Here is a 25,598-nt window from a genome sequence, read left to right on the forward strand (position 1 = left end):
CTTATGGGCCTTAAAGGTGAATATTTTGAGGTGCGTTCAACTTCAAATGGCAAGTCGACAAACATTGAAGCTGCGGCATCCTCGCCACATTGTGTGCCCTTAGTCTCCGGTTTCCGAGGTGGTTTTCAGATACTCTGTCCAGATATCGGGGCGTCTTTCACGCGTGATGTCTTCTGACATTTTATGGCGCCATTCCGCAATGCGGCCATGATGGCCAGACATCAGTACCTCGGGGATCGGGCGACCTTTCCAGTCTGCCGGACGTGTATATTGAGGGTGCTCCAACAGACCCGAGGAAAAACTCTCCTCCTCGGTCGATGCCTGATTGCCTAAAACGCCGGGGATCAGACGAACCGTTGCGTCGATCAGGGCTTGCGCTGCAATTTCACCTCCGGTCATCACGAAATCGCCCAGAGACACTTCTTGAACGCCGTAATGTTCCAATACGCGCTCGTCCACGCCTTCAAAACGACCGCACAGGAGGGTCATGCCGTCACATCGGGCAAGGTTCTGCATCATGCGCTGATCCATGCGCCGCCCGCGCGGACTAAGGTAGATAAGCGGCCAATTGCCGTGTACACCCGCCATCGTATGTTCAATAGCTTCACCAAGAACATCTGCACGCAGCACCATCCCGGCACCGCCGCCAGCGGGTGTGTCATCGACATTGCGGTGCTTGCCGACGCCGAACTGCCGTAAGTCCACGGTTTCCAGCTGCCATAACCCTTCCTGCAATGCCTTGCCGGTCAGGCTTTCGCCCAGCACTCCGGGAAAGGCGGTGGGAAACAGCGTGATGATCTTGGCTTTCCAGACGCCGTGCAAATCCGGGGTCGAGGTCATCAGCTCGCGCGGTTTCAAGGTCGGTCGGATCGCCTTTCGACCATGGGATTTTTGGGGTGTGTCTGTCATATCTGGCGGGCCAGCTCGGTCTGGGCGGTTTGAATCAGAGCCCTCTTCTGGGTGATCAGAGCAGCTTCGTCCAGTGTCGAACGGTTCAGCGCCAGCATTTCTTGCAACACCTCGGCAGAAAAGCTGGGGGTTGAATGTGTGGGGCCCACGAGTTGCGATGTTTTATCGGGTGGCAGGTCGAGGAAACTAACAAATGATGCACCTGCGCCAAAGCGATGATCCTGAAATTGCTCCATCCATTCGGTTTGAATGGTGACGGAAGGCAGCCGGTCTTTGATCCGGTCTGCGGTTTCCTGCAATGCAGGCAGGTGCGCGAGGTCAGCACGGAAGCTATCCAGGTCCTGCACCAACCGCGATTGCTGCAGGTCGTGTGCCCAAAGGCTGTACAGCCATGCATCGCGCTGGCGCAGTGACAGGTAGATGGTGATATCGACTTCGTCGCCCAGAAATCGTCGGTGCAGCACGCTGACCAGCGTTTCGGCCAGTTCCGGAGCAGCAGCATACCCCTCGTCGCGGTTCCTGCTGGGGCGCAGGCCCAGAAAGTTCTCCTCGCTCAGGATCAGCCCCCGGCGCTCACCAAAATCCAGTTCATTCAGAAAGGCTTGAACCTGACCGCCAAATCCGGCCAGCGTTGCGTCCAGCCTATAGATAGAATGGCGGGTGGCGGCCTCGTTCAGCCCGGCCTTGCGGGTCTTGTAGGGCAGAATCAGGGCAAATCGGGGCCAGATCAATCTGCGGTTTTCGTGCAGAAACGATTGTGCTGCGGCCATGCCTGTCTTGTGCAGGCCCAGATGCAGCAAAATGCGTCGCATCAGATCAGACCTTCGGGCGGGTCAGCCACGATGCGGCCTTGCTCCAGATCCACAGTCGGCACCACTTGCAGCGTAAAGGGCAGCAGGACCGTTGATTTCAAGCCTAGCCCATGCAGTTCCAGCAAATCCGCGGCGCCGTGGTTCTGCACGGATTTTACCTTGCCCAGCAGCGTACCGCCGGTGTCATAGACCTCAAGCCCGATCAGGTCGGTGTGATAAAACTCATCATCGGGCAACGAAGGCAACTGATCGCGCCGCGCAAACAGGCGCAGACCGTTCAGCGCATCGGCTTCTTCCTTGGTTTCGACCCCGCCCAGACGTGCCGCAAACCCGTTTTTGATGGTGCGCGTCAAAACAACCGGATAACGTTGTTCGCCGGTCTCATCTGTCAACGGAGAGTAGTGTTCGATATCTTCGGGCACGGCGCAAAAGCTTTTCAGGCGCACTTCGCCGCGTACGCCGTAAGACCCCGCAACGCTGCCGACGCAGATCAGATCACTCATTGGACGCGCCTGTTGTCAAACAAATCCCGTTTCTCCATTCGCCAAGGCCTTCGCAGGCCTCGCGTTGATTGCTGCGTTCAAAGAACACGCCGACAATAAAGGCGATCAGCAGCAAAATGGGAAGTCGAATCAATGCGAACATAAGGCCTTACCGTGTTTCGATTGTCAGGCCGTCAGCCCGGTTTTCCCAACCAACCCGCTCCAGTTCTGGCGTGTCCGAGGCTCGTTCCGGCCAGCCAACACAGAAATATCCGATCAGGCGCCAGTCTGCGGGAACGTTCAGATCACGAGTCATTTGGTCAGGGTTCAAGATCGATACCCAACCCAGCCCCAATCCTTCGGCCCGCAACGCAAGCCAGAATAGCGTTATGGCAGAAACGACCGAATAGCGCCGCATCTCGGGCATCGTGCCCGCACCCAGCCCCAGGCCCTTGTCGGTACTGTCATCGCAAAAGACGGCCAGTTGCACCGGGGCTTCTTGCATTCCGGACAGTTTCAGGCGGCTGTAAAGCTGCGCCTTGTCGCCGGAATACCCCGCCAGCGCATCATCGTTGGCGGTTTGAAAATTCTTCAGCGCGGCGGATCGCGCCGCTTCGCTTTCTACGCGGATCACGCGCCAGGGTTCGCTGAGCCCCACCGAAGGGGCCAGTTGAAATGCGTCGAGGCAGCGCAACAGCACTGCCTCGTCCACGTGATCGGTGCGGAACCGGCGCACATCACGCCGGAGCCGCAACAACAGGTCAAACTGCGTGCGAAAATCGTCGGTGAAAGTCTGATCCCGCACGCGCTTGCCTGCTTATTCTTCTGCAGCCGCTTCTTCAGCCGGTGCAGCCGCCGCTTCGGCAGCTTCAGCAGCCTTTGCAGCTTTCTCTTCCGCGCGTTCCTGAGCTTTCTTGCCCGGGGTGCCCTTGTTGGGGTTGTTACGCTCGGCTTTTTCACGGGTACCGGCAGCTTCCAGCATACGTGCAATACGGTCGGTGGGCTGAGCGCCCTGATCCAGCCAGTACTGGATGCGCTCCATGTTCATTTTCACGCGCTCTTCGCTGTCTTTCGGCAGCAGCGGGTTGTAGGTGCCCAGCTTTTCGATGAAACGGCCGTCGCGGGGCATGCGGCTGTCAGCAGCCACGATGCGATAGAAGGGACGCTTTTTCGAGCCGCCGCGGGCGAGACGAATTTTCATTGCCATGGTGGTATCTCCTTTGAATGGCATCACGCCGGAGGCGTGTCTTTTGTTGAGCCGGCGTAGGCGCCGGTTAGTTCTGATGTTTCTTATGGTGTCGGATGACTTCCTGAATGATGAAATTCAGGAAAGCCTTGGCGAAGTCGGGGTCCAGATCGGCCTCTTTCGCCAGGTCTTCTAGCCGTGCGATCTGTGCCGCTTCACGCGAAGGATCGGACGGGGGAAGGTCGTGTTCGGCCTTGAGCTTGCCAACGGCCTGCGTGTGTTTGAACCGCTCGCCCAGCGTATAGACAAGGATCGCATCCAGTCGATCGATGCTTTCGCGATGCTCTTTCAACAGCGTGGCAGCCTGTGTCACGGGGTTGGTCATTGGCCGGTCCTTTCGGTGGTCAGGTCAATCTGCGGGTGACGCCAGATCTGGGCGCGTTTGCCCAGTAGCTCGGCATTTTCAAGCTCCAGCGTGGCTCCAAGGCGTTCTGCCAAAGCGCGCGAGCGGTCGTTGGCATGGGCGATGTACGAGATCACGCCGTTCAGCCCCTGTTGCCGCGCTGCATAGTCGCGTGCCGCCTGCGCCGCCTCAAATCCCAGCCCTTTGCCTTCGGCCTCGGCCATAAGGGTCCAGCCCAGCTCGGGCTCGGCCCAGCCGGGGGCATCGATCATACCGGCCCATCCAACAAATGCGCCGCTGGACTTTTCGGTCAGGTGCCACAGGCCAAAGCCCTTAAGAGCCCAATGTCCAAGGCGTTTCACGAGGGAGTCCCAGCTGCCAAGCTCATCCTTGGGTCCGCCGACCATATGGCTGCGCTTAGTCGCAAAGAACGCGGTCATCGCAGGCAGATCGTCCAGATGTGGCGCGCGCAGGATCAGGCGCTCGGTCTCGATGGTGGGGATAGTGAACGAGGTCATGCGTATGCCTCCATTCCGCCATCATTGTCCGATGAGACATAACGGTAAACGTGAACGGGCTCGTTGAATACGCTTTCGGCTTGCGCGTCCCGAGTTGCACCCACGCGCCGTGCGACATCTGTGGATTTCGCGTTGTCGGGATCGACATAACTGACCAGCGAAGGCAGGTCGTGTGTATCGAGCGCAAAGCTACGCACGGCAGCCACTGCTTCGGTTGCGATGCCTTGGCCTTCGGCTTCAGCGGTCAGCATGTAACCCAGTTCGTGTTCCTGATCGCCGAACTCCATAGCGACCGAGACAAATCCCGTGACAGTTCCGGTCGCCTTATCCTCAACTGTCCACACACCCGCGCCGCGCAAAATCCATCCTGCCACGTATTGGGTGAAATCCTGCCACGCGCCATTGCGATCAAATGGGCCATCCATAAAGCGTGCACGATCAGACATCAGAATTTCGGCATAATCCCCGAAATCCCGCAACTCAGGCGCGCGCAGCAGCAGACGAGTGGTCTCGATACGCGGCACCAAAGCACCCAACCGCGCAGACAGCGCGGCTGCAGGACCGGTGGCCGGAGCCTCCCAGGGATATGCCGATGGGGCCGTCATTTACTTTTTCTTGCCGAACCCGCTGAGGCCCTGCGGCAGACCCATACCGCCACCCAATCCGGGTAGGCCGCCGGGCATCTTGCCACCCATCGCCTTGGCCGCTTGTTCCAGCGCCTTGGGGTCCATGCCTGCGGCCATTTCCTCGGGCGACGGGCCACCTTTGCCGAACATGCCTTTCATGGCTTGTTTCAGCATCTTGCCTTTGCCCATCTTGCCCATCTTTTTCATCATGTCCGACATCTGCCGATGCATCTTGAGCAGCTTGTTCAGGTCGCTGACCTCCATACCCGAGCCTGCCGCGATCCGTTTCTTACGGCTCGCCTGCAATAGCTGAGGGTTGGCGCGTTCGCGTTTGGTCATGGATTGGATCATGGCGATCTGCTGGCGCAGGATCTTGTCGTCCAGACCGGCCTGATCCATCTGCTTGGCCATTTTGCCCATGCCGGGCATCATGCCCATCATGCCCTGCATGCCGCCCATCTGGATCATCTGCTCCAGCTGCATTTTCAGGTCGTTCATGTTGAACTGACCTTTGACCATGCGCTTCATCATGCGCTCGGTCTGTTCCATCTCCATCGTTTCCTGGGCCTTTTCGACCAAGGCAACGATGTCGCCCATGCCCAGAATACGACCGGCGATCCGGTCCGGCTCGAAGGTTTCGAGCGCGTCCATCTTTTCGCCAAGACCAACAAAGCGGATCGGCTTGCCGGTGACCGCGCGCATCGACAGCGCCGCACCGCCGCGTCCGTCACCGTCCATGCGGGTCAGAACCACGCCCGAGATGCCGACCTTTGCGTCGAACTCTTCGGCCACTTCAACGGCGACCTGACCGGTAAGGCCGTCGACGACCAGAAGGGTCTCGCGCGGGTCAACCGCGTTGCGGACCTGCTCGACCTCGTCCATCAGGACTTCGTCAATGTGCAGGCGGCCCGCAGTATCGAGCATGTAGACGTCGTACCCACCCAGAGTCGCCTGCTGCTTGGCGCGCTTGGCAATATCGACCGGTTTCTGACCAGGGATAATCGGAAGAGTATCGACGCCGACCTGAGTGCCCAGAACAGCCAACTGGTCCATCGCGGCCGGGCGATAGACGTCGAGCGAGGCCATCAGGACCTTCTTACCCTCTTTCTCTTTCAGGCGCTTAGCCAGCTTACCGGTGGTGGTCGTCTTACCCGAGCCTTGCAGACCGACCATCAGGATCGGGGCAGGCGGGTTGTCGATCTTCAGCTTGCCGGGGTCTTCTTCGCCGCGCAGGGTATCGACCAGCGCGTCATGCACGATCTTCACGACCTGCTGGCCAGGGGTGATCGATTTGGTGACGGCTTGGCCGGTCGCCTGTTCCTGAACCTTTTTGACGAAAGCGCGGGCTACTGGCAGCGAGACGTCGGCCTCAAGCAGCGCAACCCGGACCTCGCGCAGGGCGGTCTTGACGTCTTCTTCGGACAGAGCGCCCTGTTTGGTCAGCCGGTCAAAGACGCCAGAGAGGCGTTCGGATAGATTTTCAAACATGCCTTCGGCCTCCTATGCCGGTTATATTGTGGCACTTCCTACGTAGGAAACACCGGTTAAATACACAATTTCCCCCACGGGCGAAACTCGCTGGTGGGGGGCGATCCCTGAACGACTCAAGGGACCGGAAGATCGAAAGGCTTCCGGATGTTTGGCGGTCATTTACGCCTTGCGGCCGGGTGAGTCAAGATAAGCTATGTGAAGCCTGCTGGTGTAATGTACTCTGATCAAAACAAGCTTGGGGAGGGGGCGATGAGGGAGGATCTTCCTCAAAAGACAACCGACTATGTTGGCGAGGTGACAAACACCGATATCTGGTCCGGGTTCGAGATACGGCCAGACGATGTCTTTGTGTGCACTCCGCCAAAATGCGGCACCACGTGGACGCAGACTCTGGTGCGAATGCTGATCACGCAAACCGCTGACCCTAGCGTTTACGACAACAAGATCTCACCTTGGCTGGATTGCGGCTTTCGCGACCGTGTTGAGCAAGCAAATACACTGGACGCACAAACCCATCGGCGCTGCATCAAGACACATACCCCGCTGGATGGAATAAAATTCTCACCCGATGCGCAGTATCTGGTTGTGCATCGCCATCCCGTCGACGTTCATTTCTCACTGCGCCGGCATGTTGAAAACATGAAGGACGATTGGCTGGATTACCTGTTCCCAGAAGATCTTTCGGAAGCTTTTGCAATGTTTCTGGATCGCCCCGCTTCTTCAAAAGGTACGGATGACTTGACCCTCAGATCTTTTGTTCATCACTTCAGGTCTTTTTGGGCCTATCGCGATTTGCCCAACATTCATTTTCTGCATTACGCCGAACTCAGCCGCGATCTGCCTGGGCAAGTCGCACGGCTTGCCCGCATCATGGATATCGAGATTGGGCCGCAATTGATCAAGGACATCGCCGAGGCGGGCAGTTTCGGGTCGATGAAAAACAACGCAAAACGCCTTGAGCAAACGCCCGGGTTCACCAGTGGGTTCCACGACTTTGCACAGTTTTTTTCATCGGGCACCAGCAACAAGTGGGAAGGCAAGCTGACGTCTGATGACATGGCCAAGTATGACACATGTATCTCTGAAATGGTCTCACCTGAAGAACGTTTGTGGCTGGAAAGCGGGTTTGCCCGTTAACCTACGCCTAGGTTGTGGTTGTTCTGTTTGGACGCAGGGAGCCAATTGTTTACTGCCTCAGCCAGCCGATGAGAACCCGACCCGCTAACAAAGGCTTCGACAATAGGGTGGCGACCAGCGCTCATTCCCTTATCCAGTACAAGGACGGTCCGATACATCCGCGAAGTGCTTTTGTTGCTTCTGGACGTCGTGCTTTCAACTTCGGCATGAGACAGGTTGGACAGTTTGTGTTCCACGGCCTTATAGCCGAACACCGACTGGCGGCGGATCAGAACACTGTCTTTTTGCCGGTCCAGTACAATCTGAACCCGCCTCACAAAGGTGCAGAAGGCACCAAGACCCATGCCACCCCCGAAGACTGCGAAGAAAAGGCCGAACCAAATGCCCTCGCCGCCTTTACTGGCCATGAACAGGCCGGCACATACAAAGGCGAGTATGAAGAGGACCAGTGTGATGCCGATGAACCAAGGCGTGTTTGAAAGGATCAACTGGTCAGGGGTATTGCGCTTGATTTTCATGACGGAACACTACAGCCTTTTCAGAATTCGTTGAAGCAAAGCGCAGCGTTCTTTGCCTGTGTCGAAAGGATAGGCAGCTTACAAACGATCTTGCGTATGCCGACAAGCTTGAGCTTCTGGGCCACTGATTGCAGGCGGGGTCGTTCTATGGCACTGCCCTTGAAACTTTCGCAAGGAGGCCGGGATGGACGCTTCATCCGCTTTTCAGGACACATTACCTTTGAGCTCTGATGCGTTGCTGGCGCAGCTAAATGACTGGGGGCTGGCCTATCGTCTGCACACGCATGTCCCGTTGCGCACGGTCGAAGACTCGAAGGCGGTCGAAGATCAGTTCATGGTTCCCGGTGAAAACGCATTAAGGGTCAAAAACCTGTATTTGCGCGACAAGAAAAAACGCAATTATTTGGTAACGCTCGAGCAGAACCGGGCAATCGACCTCAAAGCACTGGGTGCGGAGCTGGGTGTCGGTAACCTGTCTTTCGGCTCGGCAGACCGGTTGTTGCAAAACCTTGGCATACGTCCCGGCGCGGTTAGCCCGTTGGCGATGATCAACGGCGTTCAGAATGAGGTGCGGTTCTTCATGGACGCTGCGGCCCGGCAGACCGATGTGGTTTACATGCACCCATTGGTTAATGATCGCACTGTTGCGATGTCCCGCGCCGATTTGATGGATTTCTTTGATCGCGTCGGGTGCGAGGTAACCTGGTTGCCGTGATCACACGCGACTACAGACGCTGAAAGTATGCTTGAACCTAAGAAGAGCACTTCAAGTGCCGGTTAGCGCTTCCTTGAGGGCGGCGGTGACATGCGCGGCAGATGGATTGACGAACAGCTGCCCGTCAGCCTCGAACACGGGATCGTCCAGATGGGCCGGAAAGGCCAATGGCAACTCGGTACATGCCAGCAAGATCGCGGTGCCAGGACTTGCGTGCTTGTTACAGAAGTCAAGCAATCGTGCCCGAGCGTTATCAGACGCACCGCCATAGAAGTCGCTGTCGATCATGGCTTGCATTTCAAAGATTTCGGACTCGGGCAGGCGACTATTTGCCGTGATGCCTTCGGCGGCCAAACGTTCAGCATAGTTGGTGGCCTGCATCGTTACAGTCGTTCCAAGCACCAAAGCCTTGGGTGCCCCGGTCCGCGCCGTGGTTTCGGCGGTTGCGTCGAAAATACTGAGGATCGGCATGGATACGCCCCGACGGATCGCGTGAAGCCGTGCATGGGGTGTGTTGGACGCAATAATGCCGAAATCGCAGTCCGCGCGTTCCAAGGTCAGCAGGGCTTCGCGGAACACTGAGTCAAAATCCGCCCAGCTGGCCTCATCCCCAGCGACACCGCGCAGGGCTCGCGTTCTGGCTTGAGTGACAGATTCGATGGTCATCGGGGGGATCGGTAAAGGTGAGCCATGGCCGCGTTCCGCGAAGTGACGCCCGGCCCCTTCGGCTATGGCGCGGTAGTAGTCAACGGTCGAGGCCCAGCCCACCCCGCCGAGAATGCCGATTTTCTTCATGGGTTTCGTCCAGCCTGCCAATCCCAACACATTGGCAGACTGAAGGTTTAAAAGGTCATTGACCAGAGCAGATCAAGCCGCGAGGTCTGAAACTGCCTTATGCGCACTTTCCAGCGCCGCTTCGGGATTCACGGCCATCTGATCCGCTGCGATGACGTCCACGTCATGAATGCCGATAAAGCCCAGCACATGGCGGGCGTAGTTGGTGGCGAAGTCCGCCTCGGAGCCGACGGGCACACCACCCGACGCGATGGCCAGAATGGCGCGCTTTCCTTCCAACAAGCCTTTTGGGCCGTTTTCAGTGTAGGCAAAGGTCAGGCCTGCGCGGGCAACCAGGTCAATCCATGCCTTGAAGGCGGCCGGAACCGAAAAATTGTAAATCGGCAAACCAATTACGATGGTGTCGGCGTCCTGCAATTCGGCCACCAGCTCATCGGACAGGGCCAGCCGATCCCGCTGTACATCGTCGCGCTGGTCCGCAGGGGTGAAGTTCGCGGCGATCCAGTCTTCGGTCAAAAGGGGCAGAGGGGTTGCCAGATCGCGACGGATGATGCGTTCCGCGTCCAGTTGCTTGACCACACGGTCGGACAGATCGCGGGTCGTCGAGTCAACGCGGCGTGCAGAGGAATCGATATGAAGGATTGTTTTTGGCATTGTTCAGGTCCTTTGGGTCAGGGAAATCTTGTACTGTCCCCAATATGATTATTGCGTTGGTGAACAAAACTCGGATACATCAACAGTTATTGTTGGAAATTGCACAGTGACGCATTGCCATGGATAATTGGGACGAAGTGAGAACCGCCTATCAGGTGGCGCGCATGGGGACAGTCAGCGGCGCAGCCGAGGTTCTTGGGGTTCACCACGCCACCGTGATCCGCCACATTGATGCGATCGAGGCGCGGCTGGGTGTAAAACTGTTCCAGCGTCACGCACGCGGATACACGCCGACCGAGGCAGGCGACGATCTGTTGCGCGTCGCACAGGCCACCGAGGATCAGTTCAACCAGCTAGTTGGCCGCATGAAGGGTCGGGGCGACGACGTTTCAGGTGAATTGGTGGTGACATCGCTTGGTTCACTTGCACCCTTGGTGGTGCCCACACTCACCGCGTTTCAAAAGATGCATCCGGATCTCATCGTGCGCTACTTGACCGGCGACCGGCTTTTCCGTCTGGAATACGGCGAGGCGCATGTGGCGATCCGCGCAGGGTCAGCCCCGGATCAGCCGGACAACGTTGTGCAGCCATTCCGACAGGAAGAAGTCGGCCTGTATGCCAGCACAGCGTATATCGAACGGTTTGGCACGCCGTCGGGTATAGAGGATTTCGGGAAACACCATTTCGTCAGTTCTGACGACGAAAGCAGTCGCGCGCCTTTTACCCGATGGCTGCGCGCAACAGTTCCGGCAGATCGCATCACTTTCCGCTGTACCAATAATTTCTGTATGCGCGAGGCTGTCATGGCCGGGGCGGGCATAGGTTTCATGGCGCGCTGGGAAGCGGCCCGCCACGACAATCTGGTCGAGGTGATGGATCCGCTTCCAGAATGGTTCGGAAACCTGTGGCTTGTGACCCACGTGGATTTACACCGCACCACCAAGGTACAGGCCTTCCTGAGTTATCTGAAAGAAGAAGCCAAAGGCTGGAAACCATGAGCCCTCAGGCGCGTGGCCATCTGGCCATGCTGACCTTTTCGGCGCTTGTTGCGGGCAGTTTTTCGTTGGGATCCATGATCGCCAACGAAATTGCGCCGTCCGCCTTGAACGCGGTGCGATTTGCGATTGCGGCTGTAGTGATTGGTATTGCGGCACTGGCCACAACAGGCCTGCCGCGCAGCGCTGTACAGGCGCCTTGGCGCTACCTTGTGTTGGGTGGGCTGTTTTCGACCTATTTCGTGCTGATGTTCTATGGGCTACAAACCGCCCCGCCGGTCAGCGCCGCTGCGGTGTTCACCCTGACGCCCGTTGTTACAGCCCTTGCGGGTTGGGTTTTATTGCGTCAGATCACCACCCCGCGCATGGCATTGGCTTTGACCATTGGTGCGGTGGGCGCGCTTTGGGTAATCTTTCGAGCCGACTGGCAAATGTTCCGCGCCTTCGAAATCGGACGTGGTGAGATCATCTACTTTTGGGGTTGTGTATCTCACGCAATCTATACACCCATGATCCGCAAACTGAATCGCGGAGAGCCCGCAGTAGTGTTCACTTTCTGGACACAAGTTGCCGGGTGCTTGTTGCTGATCGTGTTCGGGTGGTCCGACCTGATGACGACCAACTGGGCGGCTCTTCCGGCCATCGTCTGGATCGGACTGATCTATATTTCGCTCTTCGCGACGGCGGCCAGTTTTGTGCTGGTGCAGTTTTCATCGCTCCGACTGCCCTCGGCCAAGGTGATGGCTTACACCTATCTGGTGCCCAGTTGGGTGATCTTGTGGGAGATAGCGCTGGGAAAGGCTGTGCCCACCGGTTTGATTTTGGGTGGCGTTGCGCTGACCGTCATTGCGTTGTTGATGCTGCTTAAGGAAGAAACGCCGCCTGCGGTGCCCGCGGGAACGGCCGCTGATTAACCGGAGCTTTGCTTGCAGACGCCTCGGCTCTTTGATGTATTCCAAAGGTAGAATTTGTTGAGCCAGATCAAAGCCCGTGAAAAACCTCTTCAATACACTTTAAAGCACGTGAGAGGAGGAAGTTATGTTCAACCACATCATGCTGCCGATCGATCGGCATCTACCGCCCGAGGTTCGCAAAGCTGCCGATATTGCCGCGCAGGTGGCGAAATGGCAGGGGGCCAAAATCACTTTGGTCAGTGTTACCGGCGCCCATTTGGGGGAATCCACGGAAACCGAAGCTGAGATCGACAAGGAACTGGCCGCTTTTACGGAAAAACTGGCCGCCGAGGGCGGGGCCGAGGTTGCCGTGCGCAAGATACACTCGGTTGACGTTGCCGCCGAAGTGGACAGCGACCTGACCCGTGCTGCGGAAGAGATCGGCGCCGACCTGATCATTGTGGGGACCCATGCCCCCCGGATCACCGACTATATCTTCTCAAGCCACGCCGGTTATCTTGCAAAACACGCCAGCATGTCAGTCTTTGTCGTGCGCTAGGCTTCGTCTGGTGTCGGAAGCTCTACTTCCAGAAATCGTTCGAACGCGTCCAGATTGACGGGTTCGAATTGTCCGAAACCCTGCATCCAAACCGATGCGGCGCGCAGGGCGTCGGGTTCCAGCTTGCACCATTTCACCCGCCCACGCTTTTCCTGGGAAATCAATCCGGCTTTGGTCAGGATGACCAGGTGCTTTGAAATCGCGGCCAATGACATCTCGAAGGGTTCGGCCACATCCGTAACGGCCATATCGTCCTCAAGCAGCATTGCCAGGATGGCGCGGCGGGTTGGGTCGGCAAGGGCCGCGAAAACAGTGTCGAGCGTGTCGGTCATTGCCCTGTCATAACCGTTTGGAGCAAGGGCGAAAAGGGCGTTACAGCATTGGGTGTTGATAGCTGTCGCTGGGAAAACGCACGCTCATCCCCCGGCTGTCGGGCTTTTACGCGGCCAACCCCGGTGTTGATCTGCGCTTGGAAGCTTTACGTGCGCTGGCGGATGGGGACGGATCTGTCGCTGACGGCGGCACTGAGTGGGTTGGGCGTTTATCTTGGACCCGAGTAATGCGTGCTGACCGATCTGCAGGCGGGTCGTTTGATCCGGTGCCTTCCCATCGGATTCCGTGAGGGAAGTTTCCGGCTGGTTTCGGGGTCAGCTACGGTGCACGGCAGAACGGTACAGGCGTTCCGAACGTGGTTGCTGGATCAAAGCGCAAAACTGCGCGGCCAAGCTGTGTTGCAGGAATAATCAACTCGTTGGTTGAATATGCGGATTCAGCACATTTCAAGCTTCTTCCAGTTTCAGGGTACTCTTTCACAATGATCTGCATCTAATAAAAGTGTTATTTAACAGGTATTTAACCTGCGTCATTTCGGTCTCACGACAGCGTTGACTCTGGGCCATTCGCGCCTTAGCACCATGCCTCAAGACAGCGCGAGGAAACCGTCCGTGACCGAAGACGACCAAAAGCAGCGTATGGCGCAGCTGGAGGCTAAGATCGAAGCGGCGAAAAAGGCTAAGGAACCGGCCCCCCGTGCAGACAGTGACATATCCGGTGGCGAACTTGCCTGGAGGATGGTCATCGAAATGGTATCCGGTCTGGGGATCGGATTTGGCATCGGATACGGGCTGGACAGCCTGCTCGGGACTATCCCGACTTTTCTGGTGCTGTTTACATTGCTGGGCCTTGTCGCGGGCGTGAAGGTTATGCTCCGCAGCGCGAAAGAGGTTCAAGAGAAACAAATGGCGGCGACGGCTGCCGAGAAGGATGAGAGGGACTGAACGTGGCAACTGAGACCACCGCAGCAGAAGGCAGCAGCCTGGTTTTCCACCCGATGGATCAGTTCATCGTGAAACCGTTGTTCGGCGACGGTGCGGTCGGCATGTTCACTGTGACCAACGTGACCCTGTGGCTGTTCTTTGCCATCCTGGCGGTTGTCGCATTGCTGGTTCTGCCCACGTCCAAACGCGCGATTGTGCCGACGCGGATGCAGTCTGTCGCAGAGCTGACCTATGGCTTCGTATACAAGATGCTGGAAGACATCTGCGGCAAGGAGGGCGTTAAGTTCTTCCCCTATGTCATGACCCTTTTCATGTTCATCGTCTGCGCGAACTTCCTGGGCCTGATCCCGACGTCGTTCACCACCACATCTCATTTCGCCGTCACCATCCCGCTGGCGCTGGCCGTGTTCCTGACTGTGACCATCCTGGGCTTCGTAAAGAACGGCGCCGCGTTTCTGGGTCTGTTCTGGGTGTCCAGCGCACCGCTGGCGTTGCGTCCGATCCTGGCAATCATCGAGCTGATCTCGTACTTCGTGCGCCCTGTCAGCCACTCTATTCGTCTTGCCGGTAACGTCATGGCAGGCCACGCGGTTATCAAGGTTTTTGCGGGCTTTGCCGCAGTTGCCGTGATCTCGCCTGTGTCCGTTCTGGCGATCACCGCAATGTACGGTCTTGAGGTCCTCGTGGCCTTCATCCAGGCCTACGTATTCACCATTCTGACCTGTGTTTATCTGAAAGATGCGCTGCATCCTTCGCACTAAAGGTCCGATACCCAAACATCGAAACTTCCAATTCGTAAGGAGACACATCATGGAAGGCGATCTCGCACACATCGGCGCAGGCCTGGCAGCAATCGGTTCCGGCGCAGCCGCAATCGGGGTGGGCAACGTTGCAGGCAACTTCCTGGCCGGCGCCCTGCGCAACCCTTCGGCGGCTGCTTCGCAGACCGCAACCCTCTTCATCGGTATCGCATTCGCAGAAGCGCTGGGCATCTTCGCATTCCTGGTCTCGCTGCTGCTGATGTTCGCCGTCTGATCTGCGGAACCTGATCCTTACGCGCAGGTGGGTCCAAGCCATAGCGGCCCACCTGTTGTAAAGACAACGTTCCGACGGAGGACATCATGGCGACTGAACCCATTACGAAAGAAGTAGCTGGCTCGTGCGTTGACTCCTATGGCTCTGCCATTGGCATGCCGCAGCTCTGCTTCGATTGGTTCCCCAACCAGATTTTCTGGCTGGTCATTACGCTGGTCGTCATCTTTCTGGTCCTGTCCCGCGTGGCTCTGCCCCGCATCGCGGCAATCCTGGCTGAACGTCAGGGGACCATTACCAACGACCTGGCTGCGGCCGAAGATCTGAAGGCCAAGGCGGTCGAGGCTGAAGAGGCCTACAACAAAGCGCTGGCCGATGCCCGTTCTGAGGCACAGCGTATCGCAGCGGAAGCCCGCGCCGAAATTCAGGCTGGTCTGGATGACGCGATTGCAAAGGCGGACGCGGAAATCGCTGCAAAAGCGGCTGAATCGGAAAAGGCAATTGCTGAAATCCGTGCCGGTGCGCTGGAAAGCATTCAAGTGGTTGCCAAGGACACGGCGGCTGAACTGGTCACAGCGCTGGGCGGCGAAGCGGATGCGGATGCCATTGCCGGTGCCGTAGATGCGCAGACGAAAGGATAAGTGACATGCGGAACACTCTTGCCCTTATCCTGACATTTGGTGCGGCCAGCCCGGCCTTTGCGGCCAAAGGCCCGTTCTTCTCGCTTGGCAACACAGACTTTGTCGTCCTTCTGGGCTTTATCGTCTTCATTGCGGTCCTGTTCTACTTCAAGGTCCCCGGCATGATCGGTGGGGCGCTGGACAACCGTGCCGAAGGCATCAAGTCCGAACTGGACGAAGCACGCGCTCTGCATGAAGAAGCACGTAGCTTGCTGGCTTCTTACGAGCGCAAGCAGCGTGAAGTTCAGGGACAGGCTGATGCGATCGTTGCAGCGGCCAAGGAAGACGCGGCTCTGGCAGCGGAACAGGCGAAGGTTGACCTTGAAAAGTCGATTGAACGCCGTCTGGCTGCAGCTCAGGATCAGATTGCTTCGGCTGAAGCGTCTGCTGTGAAAGAAGTGCGTGATCAAGCCGTTTCGGTCGCAGTGGCTGCGGCGGGTTCGGTTCTGGCCAAGCAAATGACTGCTGCACAGGCCAACAAATTGATCGATGCGTCGATTGCAGACGTTGGCACCAAACTGCACTGACGGTTGACCTGACAGAAAAATGAAACAGTTGACCCGAGAGCGTTTCGCTTTCGGGTCTTTTGTTTTGTGGTGAGTTCTGCTTGTTTTGAAGGACACTCCGAATCCTGCCGACCGTTGGGGAACTGGTCGACAGGAAAGCTCCGCAGCAAGCGTGAAAAAACAGGGAAAGACAGGACGTGTCGGGCGACGCAGTTTCGATGAATATTTTAGGCGTGGTCAGAAATGGCGGCTCAGCGCTGATTGACACGATCAACAGGATTGAAAGCCTGTCTGTTCAACTGCACCGCTACTCGGTCACCATTGCGACCAACGACAACACGGACGATACGGACCGGGTATTGTCCGAATACGCGGATCGGAATCAGCGTGTCGAAATTCTTCAACTGGATGGTTTGATTTCTAAACAACCTGACCGGATTGAGCGTATCACTATGGCCAGAAATGCTGTTCTCAAAAGGCTGGAAGAGAAAGACAGCGACCTGGATCTGACTCTGGTTCTGGACTTGGATGGTCCAAATGTCTGTCTTGATGTTCAGGCGGTTCTGACAGCTGCGCAGAGGGTTGTCCCTTTGTGGGAGGGTGTCTTTGCCAATTCCAAACCTGCATATTACGACATCTACGCCTTGCGCTGCCCCGGCTGGTGTGACGAAGACGTCTGGCAACGCATTCAAAACACGCGCAGACCGCTGTTTGGACGTCTAAAGTGGCGCAAGGCTTTGCTGAAGTCGGCGGTTTTTGACCGGCAGTTCCATATTCCAGCCGAAACGCCGCTGATCCCGGTCGACAGTGCCTTTGGTGGTGCTGGGTTGTACAAAACCCGAGCCTTGAGAGGTTTGCGGTATTCTTGTCGGGACGAGAAAGGTCATCAGGTGTGCGAACATGTGATGCTGCATAAACAGTTACGCGACCGTGGTGCCAGGTTGTTCATCGATCCGGCTTTGACAACACTGGCCCCCGATCATCATTTGGGAGAAAGCAGCGGAAAACCTTTACCGCAACATCTGATCCCCGTTGCAACCGGGGCCGCGTAATTCAGCTATTTGTCGTTCGGCCGTCTACTAGGGGTAGCGTTCACTCCCGCCCGGCCTCGTGTTGCAATCTCTGCTGCGCAATGGCTTCGTTCTGGTCGGACTTTCTTTGATCCGCCATGCAACGCTCCACAAAATCCAGATGCTGTTCGATCGCGGTGCGAGCAGCCGAAGGATTTCGCGTTTGTAACGCTTCGTTTATGGCCCGGTGCTGGTCCAAAATCGCCTCGCGCGTGGCCCGCTGTTGGAACATCGTCTGACGGTTATAAAACACGCCTTGTACCAACAGATCGTACATCGAACGCATCATGTGAAGCATGATGACATTGTGGCTGGCTTCGATGATGGCCATGTGGAATTCGGCATCCAATCGCGCCTCATCATCCGCTGCGTTCCGGTCATGGGCCGCCTGCATCTTGTCAAAGACCGCCTGAACCACTTTCAGGTCGCTGTCAGAGCCTTGCCGTGCGGCCCTTTCAGCTGCCAACCCTTCCATGTCGCGGCGAAAGGACAGATAGTCAAAGACCGCTTCGTCATGGCTGCCAAACAATCGGATCAGGGCCGGAGCAAAAGCCGATCCGAGAACATCGGCCACATATATACCGGACCCGGCTTTGGCGGTCAGCAATCCCTGCGCCTGAAGCTCGGAAATCGCATCGCGCAGGGACGGGCGTGACACGCCCATCCGCTCGGCCAGATCGCGTTCCGGGGGCAAACGCTCGCCGGGGCGCAGGATGCCACGCAAGATCAAAAGCTCGATCTGGCGAACAACAGCAAGCGAGAGTTTTTCGGTTTCGACTTTGTGAAAGGGCATCAGAGTTCCTGATTTGGTCAAGTCATTTGACCACGAGCGCATGACGCGTTCAAGGATGCCCGTTCAAATCGCTTGAAATAAAAGGTCAGCATTATTGACTTTAAAATAGACCGCCGTAGGCTGCCCGGAATTGAGATCGGAGGAGCCTCATGTCCCAAAACACATTGTTTGCCACCCGGGCTTCCCGGATGAAGGCATCAGAAATCCGAGAGCTGTTGAAACTGCTCGACCAACCAGGGATCATTTCGTTTGCGGGCGGCATTCCGGATCCAGCGTTGTTCCCAGCCAACGCGTTTGCGCAGGCGTTTCAAGCGGCGCTGGGACCAGAGACACAAGCCCAGGCACTGCAATATTCGGTCAGCGAAGGTTATGTCCCGCTGCGCGAATGGCTGGGGCAGCATATGCGCGAGATTGGAGTGACGTGTGACATCGACAACATCCTGATCACGTCAGGGTCGCAGCAGGCGCTGGACTACCTGGGCAAGTTGTTTCTGTCCCCCGGTGACACGGCCCTGGTTGGATGGCCCACCTATCTGGGCGCGCTTGCTGCGTTCAATGCGTATGAACCCCGGTTTGATCGGTTGAACGGCAACAGCGGGGCCGCGGAATACAAGGCAGCAGCCGGGGATGGGGCGGTGAAATTCGCTTACCTGTCGGCAGACTTTGCCAACCCAACCGGCGAAACTCTGGATCTGCAAGGCAGGGAGGTTTTGTTGGATCTGGCAGAAGAGTTGGATTGCGCCATAATCGAAGACGGGGCCTATCAGGCGTTGCGCTATGACGGGGATCCGATCCCACCGATCCTGTCTTTGGAGCTGGCTCGGAAAGGGTCTATCGAAAACTGTAGGACAATCTATTGCGGCAGTTTCTCAAAAACCCTGTCGCCGGGGCTGCGCATGGGCTGGGTCGTGGCGCCCAAGCCGATCATATCTCAGTTGGTTTTGTTGAAGCAGGCGGCGGACCTGCATTCGGCGACCATAAACCAAATGGCCGTTCATGACGTGGCGCAAGCGTGTTTTGACAGCCATATTCCCCAAGTGCGTGCGGTTTATCAAACCCGTCGCGATGTGATGCTGGACGCGTTGGAACAGCATATGCCCGAGGGGGTTGAGTGGACCCGGCCCGAGGGCGGTATGTTCATTTGGGTCACGCTGCCTGCTGAGGCTAGTGGGTCTGAATTTCTGGCGCGTGCGTTGGACACGGTGAAAGTGGCCTTTGTGCCGGGACAGGCATTCTACCCGGATGGCAGCGGCGCCAATACCATTCGACTTAGCTTTTCAAATTCTGATGAGGCATCAATCCGCGAGGGTATTCGCCGGTTGGGAGAAGTTCTCCGGACCTGAGGCGCGGAAAGGTTCTGTTAACCAAAATCCTGCAACTCTGCGGCATGATCCGGTGTCTTGCCCCTCTGCTGTTGGCTGCCTGCGCGGCCGGAACCCCTCATTTTCGTGACGTGCCTGCCACGCGCGTGGCGGTGAATGGCAGCGTATTCGACGTGCGCGTGCGCGGTGAGCTGGCCGAAGCGGTTCGGGTCAACGCGCAATACGCACCCCGGCTGGGTCCGGTCCGAGACCGGGCTGCCCTTGCGATGGCTCAGGTTTCGGGTTGTCCGATTCTGGATGTGCTGGGCGATGCGGCGGTAACGGTTGGTGTTTTGGGCTGCGATCGAGACGCTGGCGAGCGGTTGCTGCTGACCGCTGTTTCTACGCCCAATTATGAATGCATCGACTATGGCATCTACGAAAACGTTGGGGATGACTACGGCTATCAGGTCTTTGAGTGCACACCATATTGATATACGCGTATTTTCGGGTATTCCGGCAAGATATTGTGGATAACTCAAAATGATATCCCATATCCTGCGCAACTCCGTTGACTCGGACCCTATCCCTTGCGCAGACTTTCAACTCATAGGAATCACGGGACACGCTGCCATTGCGTTTCAGCAAGCTCAAACTGACCGGCTTCAAAAGCTTTGTTGATCCGACCGATCTGATCATCGCGGACGGGTTGACAGGTGTGGTGGGGCCAAATGGCTGCGGCAAGTCCAACCTTCTGGAAGCTTTGCGATGGGTGATGGGCGAGAATCGCCCCAAATCCATGCGTGGCGGTGCGATGGAGGATGTGATTTTTGCCGGTGCAGCCACGCGGCCCGCGCGCAATTTTGCCGAGGTTGTCCTGACCATGGACAACTCGGAACGCCTCGCGCCATCCGGGTTCAACGACAGCGATCAGTTGGAGATCGTGCGGCGCATCACCCGCGATGTTGGCAGCGCTTACAAAACCAACGGCAAGGATGTGCGCGCGCGCGATGTACAGATGCTGTTCGCCGATGCCTCGACCGGGGCGCATTCGCCTGCGCTGGTCGGGCAGAACCGCATCGCCGAATTGATCAACGCCAAACCCCGCGCGCGCCGCCGCATTCTGGAAGAAGCTGCTGGGATCTCGGGTCTGTATCAGCGTCGTCACGAAGCCGAATTGAAGCTGAAGGGCACCGAGGCGAACCTGACCCGCGTCGATGACGTTCTGGAGCAGCTTGGTGGGCAATTGGCTCAACTGGCGCGCCAGGCCCGCCAAGCTGCACGATACCGCGAGATTGGCGAGCAACTGCGTCAGGCCGAAGGGATGCTGCTCTATCGGCGCTGGAAAGAGGCCGATATGGCCCGCCAGCAGGCTGAAGATAAGCTGCGTGAACGTATCGCCGAAGCCTCTCGTGCCGAAGCTGAGGCGCGCGCCGCTGCTGCAAAACGGGCTGAAATCGAGGAAACTTTGCCGCCTTTGCGGGAAGAAGAGGCCATTGCTGCGGCTGTCTTGCAACGCCAGCAGGTGCAGCGCGATCAGCTTGCGGATCAGGAAACCCGCGCGCGGCAAACCATTGAGACACTGACCAACCGTATCCAGCAGCTTGGCAATGATATTGAACGAGAAACCGGTCTGAACCGCGACGCGGGCCAGATGATCGAGCGCCTGGAATGGGAAGCGCGCGAGCTGGCGAAAGCAGCCGAGGGTCATGACGAGAAAGTGGCCGAAGCGGCAGAAATCGCACGCGAAGCAGCCTCGATTCTGCAGGACCGTGAAGACCACCTGTCGCAACAGACCGAAGATATGGCTCGCCTTGTTGCACGGCATCAATCGGCACAGCGATTGGTAGAAGACAGTCGCAAGACATTGGCCCGGTCTGAGGGCGAAGAGGAAAAGGCACGACAGGCTGTGGATGAGGCCAAGACAGCCCTGACCCGCGCCAGCGAAGCGTTCGAAGCAGCCCTTGAGGGCGAAGAGGAAGCCCGAGAAGCAGCGGAAGCCGCAGAAGAGGCTCTGGCTGCTGCAGATGAGCTGCGCAACGAAACGCAAGCCCGCGAGGCCGAAGCGCGCGCACAGCGTTCTGAGGCCGAAGGTGAGCTTGGTGCGATCCGGGCCGAAACCACGGCGCTGGCCAAGCTGGTGGAACGCGACACCGCTGAAGGTGGTCAAGTGCTGGATTTGTTGCGCGTCGAGCCGGGCTTTGAAAAGGCTCTGGGCGCCGCGTTGGCCGATGATCTGCGCGCGCCGCTGGTCGACGGCGATGGCCCCTCTGGCTGGGTGCAGGTGGCGGGCTATGACGGGGATCAGCCTTTGCCGGATGGGGTTGAACCGCTGGCGCTGCACGTCTCCGGCCCGGATCGTCTCAGCCGTCGGATTGCGCAGATCGGTGTTATAGATGCTGATCAAGGCGCACGCTTGCAGGCGTCTTTGAAACCGGGGCAGCGGCTTGTATCCCGCTCAGGCGACCTGTGGCGTTGGGATGGGTTCCGGGCGTGGGCCGAGGATGCCCCAAGCGCGGCAGCGCTACGGTTAGAGCAGCTCAACAAGCTGGAAGCGTTGAAACAGGAACTTGCCCGCACCGAGGCGCAGGCAGAAGGTGCGCGCGCCGCGCATGAGGCGCTGTCGCGGCAATTGGCGGATGTGACTGAGGCCGACCGCCGTGCGCGAGAAGCCCGCCGTGCTGCGGATCAGCGCATGGCCGAAACTGCGCGCTTGCTCAGCCGCGCCGAAGCGGATCGTAATCTGGCGCAGGGCAAGCTGGAGACTTTGACCCTTGCCGTAGATCGCCACAAGGAAGACGCTATGGCGGCCCGCGCGCAACTGCGCGAAGCCGAGGGCGCATTGAATGGCTTGGGCGATCTCGACAGTGCACGTGCCGAGGTCGAAGACATCAAACAAACTGTCGAGGCGGCGCGGATCACGATGCTGACCCACCGTTCGACCCATGATGAGCTGCGTCGTGAGGGGGACGCACGCACCCGCCGCTCGCAAGAGGTCACTAAGGATCTCAGCGGGTGGCGGCACCGATTGGAAACCGCTGAAAAGCGGATTTCGGAATTGGCTGAGCGCAAGGAAAGTTCGGAAGAGGAACTGACCGAGGCCATGGCCGCACCGGCAGAAATCGCCGAAGCGCGGGAAGAGCTGAACGAATTGATCGAAGCTGCCGAAGCGCGCCGGGCAGAGGCTGCGGACAAGCTGGCCGAGGCTGAGGCCCAGCAGCGTGAGGTTGTTCTGGCAGAACGTGAAGCGGAACGCCTGGCGTCGGAAGCGCGCGAAAGCCGCGCGGCGGCTGAGGCGCGCTGTGATGCGGCAAAGGAAAGTGTGGTCGCTGCGGCAGAACGGATCGCTGAGGATCAACAACTGACCCCGAACCAGTTGCTGAACCAGTTGGATGTGAACCCCGACCAGATGCCTGCGGCGGATGTTCTGGAATCTGAGGTGAACCGCCACAAGCGTCAACGCGACGCCATGGGTGCGGTGAACCTGCGGGCGGAAGAAGACAGCAAAGAAGTTCAGGAAGAGTTCGACACGCTCAGCAGCGAAAAGGCCGATTTGGAAGAGGCGATCAAGGCCCTGCGCAGCGGTATCGCAAGCCTCAACCGCGAAGGGCGCGAACGTCTGCTGACCGCGTTTGAACAGGTGAACTCGAACTTCGCGATGCTTTTCAAGCACCTGTTTGGGGGTGGCGAGGCCAACTTGGTCATGGTTGAAAGCGACGATCCGCTCGATGCGGGGCTTGAGATCATGTGCCAGCCGCCGGGCAAGAAACTGTCGACCCTCAGCCTGTTGTCGGGCGGGGAACAAACCCTTACTGCGACCGCGCTGATTTTTGGTGTCTTCCTCGCCAATCCCGCACCGATCTGTGTGTTGGACGAGGTCGACGCGCCGCTGGACGACGCCAACGTCACGCGCTTTTGCGACTTGCTGGACGAGATGTGCCGCCAAACCGACACACGCTTTCTGATCATCACCCACCACGCAGTGACAATGGCACGGATGGACCGATTGTTCGGCGTCACGATGCAGGAACAAGGCGTGAGCCAGCTGGTCTCGGTTGATCTGAAAAAGGCCGAACAGATGGTCGCGTGACCGTTCACTGCAAGTTTACAACGTTTGCGTTCGGATCGCGCTAGCTTGGGCGCATGACACGATTTCTGATCCCCGCCCTGTTCGTAGCAAGCTTTGCTTATGCTGCAGACTGGCCTTTAAAGTCCGGGGACACTCCTCTGACATCAGCAGAGCTTGACGCTTTGGCAGGCCAAACGATCACCTTCTACGATGATGGTCAGGCCAAATTCTCGGCTGGTGGGGCTTATTCCTATACCTATGCCAGCGGAGACTCGGCTTTCGGCACCTATTCCATCTCCGAGGACGGCAGCGTTTGTATCGCCTATCGAAACGGATTCAGCCGGTGTGATCTTTATGTACGAAGCGGTGAACGGCTGATTCTGATTGATCAGAAAGGAGATCGCTATCCCGTCCGGTCTGATTAATGCTTTTCGAAATTGAGGCGCTCGACCTGAGCGCAAAGCTGGTGCTCTCTTCATTTTGGTAGGAAACCTTGCCAGACTGAACGGAGGACCATGCCAGTCTATGGCTTAGGAAGGGATTGAACCTGTGGCAGAAGACACCGACGACCGGCTCGCTTTAGGAAAGCAACGCGGCTCACATGGTCGTCAGCAGGACGAAGGTGTTCTGGTCATTCGAACGATTGCAATGCCCGCGGATACCAACCCGGCTGGTGATATTTTTGGCGGGTGGCTGATGTCACAAATGGATCTGGCGGCGGGTAATATGGCGGCGCGTGTGGCGCAAGGACGCGCCGCGACCGTTTCCGTTGAGGCCATGCAATTCTTGCAACCGGTCAAAGTTGGGGACGAAGTGACACTGTATGCGGCGCTGACGCATGTCGGGCGCACATCCATTCGTGTTCACGTGGATGTCTGGGCACGCCCGAGGCAATCGCAGAATGGAAAAAAGGTTACGGAAGCCGAGTTCGTATTCGTCGCTTTGGACGACAACGGTGCGCCGCGCCCTGTGTTCGACGACAGTTAAACGCGGCGTGCCAAGTCAAAGCCGGTTCAGCAAGTCGACCGTTGGCCAGGCATCTGCAGGCAGGCCCAAGCGGGCCTGTTCAGCCTGCACCGCGGCACGTGTGCCGGCCCCAAGAATCCCGTCGATCTTGCCCACGTCATACCCTTTGGCTTGCAGTTTGGTTTGCAATTGCTTCATTTGCGCGCCATTCAAACCTTGCGCCGGGTTGCCCGCATCATAGATTTGTGCCCCTTCCAGTCGTGTACCAAAATAAGCCGCGGTCAGAACGTAGACAAAGCTCTGATTCCATTCGAAATAGACGTCGAAATTCGGGTAGGCCAAAAAGGCCGGACCATTGCGCCCTTGCGGCAGGATCAGCGAGGCAGGCAAGTTGGCCAACGACCCGCTGCGCGCCTGCACGCCCATGGCTTGCCAGTCGGCCACCGAACGCGGTTTGCCGGGGCCGGACAGGGACCAGTCCATCTGTGCGGGCACCGTGACCTCTTGCAGCCAAGGCTCGCCTGCGCGCCAGCCCAGATGCGACAGCATTTTGCCCCCGGACATCAGCGCATCAGCGGCAGAGGTTTTCAGGCGGACATGCCCGTCGCCATCACCGTCGACGCCGTTTTCCAAAATGTCGCGCGGCAGCATCTGGACCATTCCAATCTCTCCGGCCCATGCGCCTGTTGTTCGGGCCGGGTCGAAATCGCCGTTCTGATACAGTTCGATGGCGGCGAAGATTTGTGGGCGGAAGAGTTCTGGCCGGCGACAATCATGCGCCAAAGTCACCAGCGCGTTGCGGGTGTTGAAGTCGCCCTGGAATGACCCATAGTCGGTCTCGAACGCCCAGAATGCCAGCAGCACGCCGCGAGAGATGCCGTATTCACGCTCGATCCGATCAAAGACCGCATCATATTTGCGCGACATGGCCTGCCCGCGCTCTATCCGGTTGGCTGAAATCAGACGGCGCGAAAACTCGATGAACGGTTTCTGAAACACCCCTTGCGCCCTGTCGGCCCTGAGTACGGCATTGTCTTGCTGCACCCCTTTGAAAAACGCGTTCACGGTGGATTTGTCAAAGCCTTGTTGTACCGCTTCGGTCTTCAGCCCTTTGACAAAGGAATTGAACCCACCCCCACATTGGGCAAAGGCAGGAGAGGCAAACAACGCGGCTGCAATCAGCCCAGAGAGTAAACGCATGAAGAGACCCG

General features: G+C 57.9%; 31 protein-coding genes. 16 read left to right on the forward strand and 15 right to left on the reverse strand.

What is annotated here, in order from left to right; all coding sequences use genetic code 11:
• Nucleotides 1-99: 99 nt before the first annotated feature.
• The 9 genes from trmD to ffh form a co-directional block, all read right to left on the reverse strand.
• Nucleotides 100-909 carry a tRNA (guanosine(37)-N1)-methyltransferase TrmD gene (trmD, locus tag GS632_RS17675; RefSeq protein ID WP_171180875.1) on the reverse strand — a complete coding sequence of 270 codons (810 nt, stop codon included), beginning with the start codon at nucleotides 907-909 and terminating at the stop codon, nucleotides 100-102.
• Nucleotides 906-1,721 carry a hypothetical protein gene (locus GS632_RS17680; protein ID WP_171180873.1) on the reverse strand — a complete coding sequence of 272 codons (816 nt, stop codon included), beginning with the start codon at nucleotides 1,719-1,721 and terminating at the stop codon, nucleotides 906-908. Before GS632_RS17680 ends, trmD begins: the two co-directional genes overlap by 4 nt.
• Complete coding sequence (rimM, locus tag GS632_RS17685; protein WP_171180872.1) at nucleotides 1,721-2,224, reverse strand: ribosome maturation factor RimM; 504 nt, start codon at nucleotides 2,222-2,224, stop codon at nucleotides 1,721-1,723. The genes GS632_RS17680 and rimM overlap by 1 nt, the downstream gene beginning before the upstream one ends.
• 148 nt (nucleotides 2,225-2,372) lie before the next feature.
• Entirely contained in the window at nucleotides 2,373-3,008 is a 636-nt protein-coding gene (bluB, locus tag GS632_RS17690; protein WP_171238792.1) for a 5,6-dimethylbenzimidazole synthase, read from the reverse strand.
• Nucleotides 3,009-3,020: 12 nt separating this feature from the next.
• A complete protein-coding gene (gene rpsP, locus GS632_RS17695; protein ID WP_170388164.1) occupies nucleotides 3,021-3,410 on the reverse strand; it encodes a 30S ribosomal protein S16 in 390 nt (129 codons plus the stop codon).
• A gap of 67 nt (nucleotides 3,411-3,477) precedes the next feature.
• Entirely contained in the window at nucleotides 3,478-3,774 is a 297-nt protein-coding gene (locus GS632_RS17700) for a chorismate mutase (protein ID WP_050605269.1), read from the reverse strand.
• The gene (locus tag GS632_RS17705) at nucleotides 3,771-4,310 is read right to left on the reverse strand and encodes a GNAT family N-acetyltransferase (RefSeq protein WP_171238793.1); all 540 of its coding nucleotides are present in this window, start codon (nucleotides 4,308-4,310) and stop codon (nucleotides 3,771-3,773) included. Before GS632_RS17705 ends, GS632_RS17700 begins: the two co-directional genes overlap by 4 nt.
• Nucleotides 4,307-4,915: a GNAT family N-acetyltransferase gene (locus tag GS632_RS17710; RefSeq protein ID WP_171721886.1), complete on the reverse strand. Its 609-nt coding sequence runs from the start codon at nucleotides 4,913-4,915 to the stop codon at nucleotides 4,307-4,309. Before GS632_RS17710 ends, GS632_RS17705 begins: the two co-directional genes overlap by 4 nt.
• A complete protein-coding gene (ffh, locus tag GS632_RS17715; RefSeq protein WP_171180857.1) occupies nucleotides 4,916-6,424 on the reverse strand; it encodes a signal recognition particle protein in 1,509 nt (502 codons plus the stop codon). It lies immediately after the preceding gene.
• Between the two features lie 252 nt (nucleotides 6,425-6,676).
• Between ffh and GS632_RS17720 the strand changes: the two genes are divergently transcribed.
• Complete coding sequence (locus GS632_RS17720) at nucleotides 6,677-7,564, forward strand: sulfotransferase domain-containing protein (protein ID WP_171180855.1); 888 nt, start codon at nucleotides 6,677-6,679, stop codon at nucleotides 7,562-7,564.
• On the opposite strand, the gene GS632_RS17725 is transcribed toward GS632_RS17720, so the two are convergent.
• Nucleotides 7,561-8,082 carry a hypothetical protein gene (locus GS632_RS17725; protein WP_171180853.1) on the reverse strand — a complete coding sequence of 174 codons (522 nt, stop codon included), beginning with the start codon at nucleotides 8,080-8,082 and terminating at the stop codon, nucleotides 7,561-7,563. The genes GS632_RS17720 and GS632_RS17725 overlap by 4 nt on opposite strands.
• A gap of 184 nt (nucleotides 8,083-8,266) precedes the next feature.
• On the opposite strand from GS632_RS17725, the gene GS632_RS17730 reads away from it, so the two are divergent.
• Entirely contained in the window at nucleotides 8,267-8,797 is a 531-nt protein-coding gene (locus GS632_RS17730) for a prolyl-tRNA synthetase associated domain-containing protein (RefSeq protein ID WP_171180851.1), read from the forward strand.
• Nucleotides 8,798-8,848: 51 nt separating this feature from the next.
• Here the strand turns inward: GS632_RS17730 and GS632_RS17735 are convergent, their stop codons facing one another.
• Nucleotides 8,849-9,592 carry an aspartate/glutamate racemase family protein gene (locus tag GS632_RS17735; RefSeq protein ID WP_171238794.1) on the reverse strand — a complete coding sequence of 248 codons (744 nt, stop codon included), beginning with the start codon at nucleotides 9,590-9,592 and terminating at the stop codon, nucleotides 8,849-8,851.
• Nucleotides 9,593-9,664: 72 nt separating this feature from the next.
• On the reverse strand, nucleotides 9,665-10,246 hold the full coding sequence (locus GS632_RS17740) for an FMN-dependent NADH-azoreductase (RefSeq protein ID WP_171180848.1): 582 nt from the start codon (nucleotides 10,244-10,246) through the stop codon (nucleotides 9,665-9,667).
• 119 nt (nucleotides 10,247-10,365) lie between these two features.
• Here GS632_RS17740 and GS632_RS17745 point away from each other — a divergent pair, with 119 nt between their 5' ends.
• The 3 genes from GS632_RS17745 to GS632_RS17755 all read left to right on the forward strand — a co-directional run bounded on the left by GS632_RS17745 (nucleotide 10,366) and on the right by GS632_RS17755 (nucleotide 12,693).
• Complete coding sequence (locus tag GS632_RS17745) at nucleotides 10,366-11,244, forward strand: LysR family transcriptional regulator (RefSeq protein ID WP_171180846.1); 879 nt, start codon at nucleotides 10,366-10,368, stop codon at nucleotides 11,242-11,244.
• Nucleotides 11,241-12,155 carry a DMT family transporter gene (locus GS632_RS17750; protein WP_171180844.1) on the forward strand — a complete coding sequence of 305 codons (915 nt, stop codon included), beginning with the start codon at nucleotides 11,241-11,243 and terminating at the stop codon, nucleotides 12,153-12,155. Before GS632_RS17745 ends, GS632_RS17750 begins: the two co-directional genes overlap by 4 nt.
• 124 nt (nucleotides 12,156-12,279) lie before the next feature.
• Nucleotides 12,280-12,693 carry a universal stress protein gene (locus GS632_RS17755; RefSeq protein ID WP_171180842.1) on the forward strand — a complete coding sequence of 138 codons (414 nt, stop codon included), beginning with the start codon at nucleotides 12,280-12,282 and terminating at the stop codon, nucleotides 12,691-12,693.
• On the opposite strand, the gene GS632_RS17760 is transcribed toward GS632_RS17755, so the two are convergent.
• Nucleotides 12,690-13,025, reverse strand: coding sequence for a metalloregulator ArsR/SmtB family transcription factor (locus tag GS632_RS17760; RefSeq protein ID WP_171180839.1), 336 nt, complete (start codon nucleotides 13,023-13,025; stop codon nucleotides 12,690-12,692). The genes GS632_RS17755 and GS632_RS17760 overlap by 4 nt on opposite strands.
• A 612-nt stretch (nucleotides 13,026-13,637) precedes the next feature.
• Here GS632_RS17760 and GS632_RS17765 point away from each other — a divergent pair.
• From GS632_RS17765 to GS632_RS17790, 6 genes are all read left to right on the forward strand, one after another.
• Nucleotides 13,638-13,970 carry an AtpZ/AtpI family protein gene (locus GS632_RS17765; protein ID WP_171180838.1) on the forward strand — a complete coding sequence of 111 codons (333 nt, stop codon included), beginning with the start codon at nucleotides 13,638-13,640 and terminating at the stop codon, nucleotides 13,968-13,970.
• Between the two features lie 2 nt (nucleotides 13,971-13,972).
• Nucleotides 13,973-14,731 carry a F0F1 ATP synthase subunit A gene (locus GS632_RS17770; protein WP_171180836.1) on the forward strand — a complete coding sequence of 253 codons (759 nt, stop codon included), beginning with the start codon at nucleotides 13,973-13,975 and terminating at the stop codon, nucleotides 14,729-14,731.
• Nucleotides 14,732-14,780: 49 nt separating this feature from the next.
• Complete coding sequence (locus GS632_RS17775; RefSeq protein ID WP_005981269.1) at nucleotides 14,781-15,005, forward strand: F0F1 ATP synthase subunit C; 225 nt, start codon at nucleotides 14,781-14,783, stop codon at nucleotides 15,003-15,005.
• Between the two features lie 86 nt (nucleotides 15,006-15,091).
• Nucleotides 15,092-15,643 (forward strand): F0F1 ATP synthase subunit B', encoded by a 552-nt coding sequence (locus GS632_RS17780; RefSeq protein WP_171096175.1) that lies wholly within the window; start codon nucleotides 15,092-15,094, stop codon nucleotides 15,641-15,643.
• A 5-nt stretch (nucleotides 15,644-15,648) separates the two neighbouring features.
• Nucleotides 15,649-16,209 (forward strand): F0F1 ATP synthase subunit B, encoded by a 561-nt coding sequence (locus tag GS632_RS17785; RefSeq protein WP_171096173.1) that lies wholly within the window; start codon nucleotides 15,649-15,651, stop codon nucleotides 16,207-16,209.
• Nucleotides 16,210-16,385: 176 nt separating this feature from the next.
• The gene (locus tag GS632_RS17790) at nucleotides 16,386-17,240 is read left to right on the forward strand and encodes a hypothetical protein (RefSeq protein WP_171236179.1); all 855 of its coding nucleotides are present in this window, start codon (nucleotides 16,386-16,388) and stop codon (nucleotides 17,238-17,240) included.
• A gap of 40 nt (nucleotides 17,241-17,280) precedes the next feature.
• On the opposite strand, the gene GS632_RS17795 is transcribed toward GS632_RS17790, so the two are convergent.
• Nucleotides 17,281-18,051 carry a FadR/GntR family transcriptional regulator gene (locus tag GS632_RS17795; RefSeq protein WP_171180832.1) on the reverse strand — a complete coding sequence of 257 codons (771 nt, stop codon included), beginning with the start codon at nucleotides 18,049-18,051 and terminating at the stop codon, nucleotides 17,281-17,283.
• Nucleotides 18,052-18,200: 149 nt separating this feature from the next.
• Between GS632_RS17795 and GS632_RS17800 the strand changes: the two genes are divergently transcribed.
• The 5 genes from GS632_RS17800 to GS632_RS17820 all read left to right on the forward strand — a co-directional run bounded on the left by GS632_RS17800 (nucleotide 18,201) and on the right by GS632_RS17820 (nucleotide 24,408).
• Entirely contained in the window at nucleotides 18,201-19,394 is a 1,194-nt protein-coding gene (locus GS632_RS17800; RefSeq protein WP_171721887.1) for a PLP-dependent aminotransferase family protein, read from the forward strand.
• Between the two features lie 44 nt (nucleotides 19,395-19,438).
• A complete protein-coding gene (locus GS632_RS17805; RefSeq protein WP_171180829.1) occupies nucleotides 19,439-19,846 on the forward strand; it encodes a hypothetical protein in 408 nt (135 codons plus the stop codon).
• A gap of 140 nt (nucleotides 19,847-19,986) precedes the next feature.
• On the forward strand, nucleotides 19,987-23,442 hold the full coding sequence (locus tag GS632_RS17810) for a chromosome segregation SMC family protein (RefSeq protein WP_171238796.1): 3,456 nt from the start codon (nucleotides 19,987-19,989) through the stop codon (nucleotides 23,440-23,442).
• A 53-nt stretch (nucleotides 23,443-23,495) separates the two neighbouring features.
• Nucleotides 23,496-23,846, forward strand: coding sequence for a hypothetical protein (locus GS632_RS17815; protein WP_171721888.1), 351 nt, complete (start codon nucleotides 23,496-23,498; stop codon nucleotides 23,844-23,846).
• 223 nt (nucleotides 23,847-24,069) lie between these two features.
• Nucleotides 24,070-24,408 (forward strand): acyl-CoA thioesterase, encoded by a 339-nt coding sequence (locus GS632_RS17820; RefSeq protein ID WP_171180982.1) that lies wholly within the window; start codon nucleotides 24,070-24,072, stop codon nucleotides 24,406-24,408.
• A gap of 15 nt (nucleotides 24,409-24,423) precedes the next feature.
• On the opposite strand, the gene GS632_RS17825 is transcribed toward GS632_RS17820, so the two are convergent.
• Nucleotides 24,424-25,587 carry a lytic murein transglycosylase gene (locus GS632_RS17825; protein WP_171180981.1) on the reverse strand — a complete coding sequence of 388 codons (1,164 nt, stop codon included), beginning with the start codon at nucleotides 25,585-25,587 and terminating at the stop codon, nucleotides 24,424-24,426.
• Nucleotides 25,588-25,598 lie beyond the last annotated feature (11 nt).

It is taken from the genome of Ruegeria sp. HKCCD7296, assembly GCF_013110775.1.
Classification (GTDB): Bacteria; Pseudomonadota; Alphaproteobacteria; order Rhodobacterales; family Rhodobacteraceae; genus Ruegeria.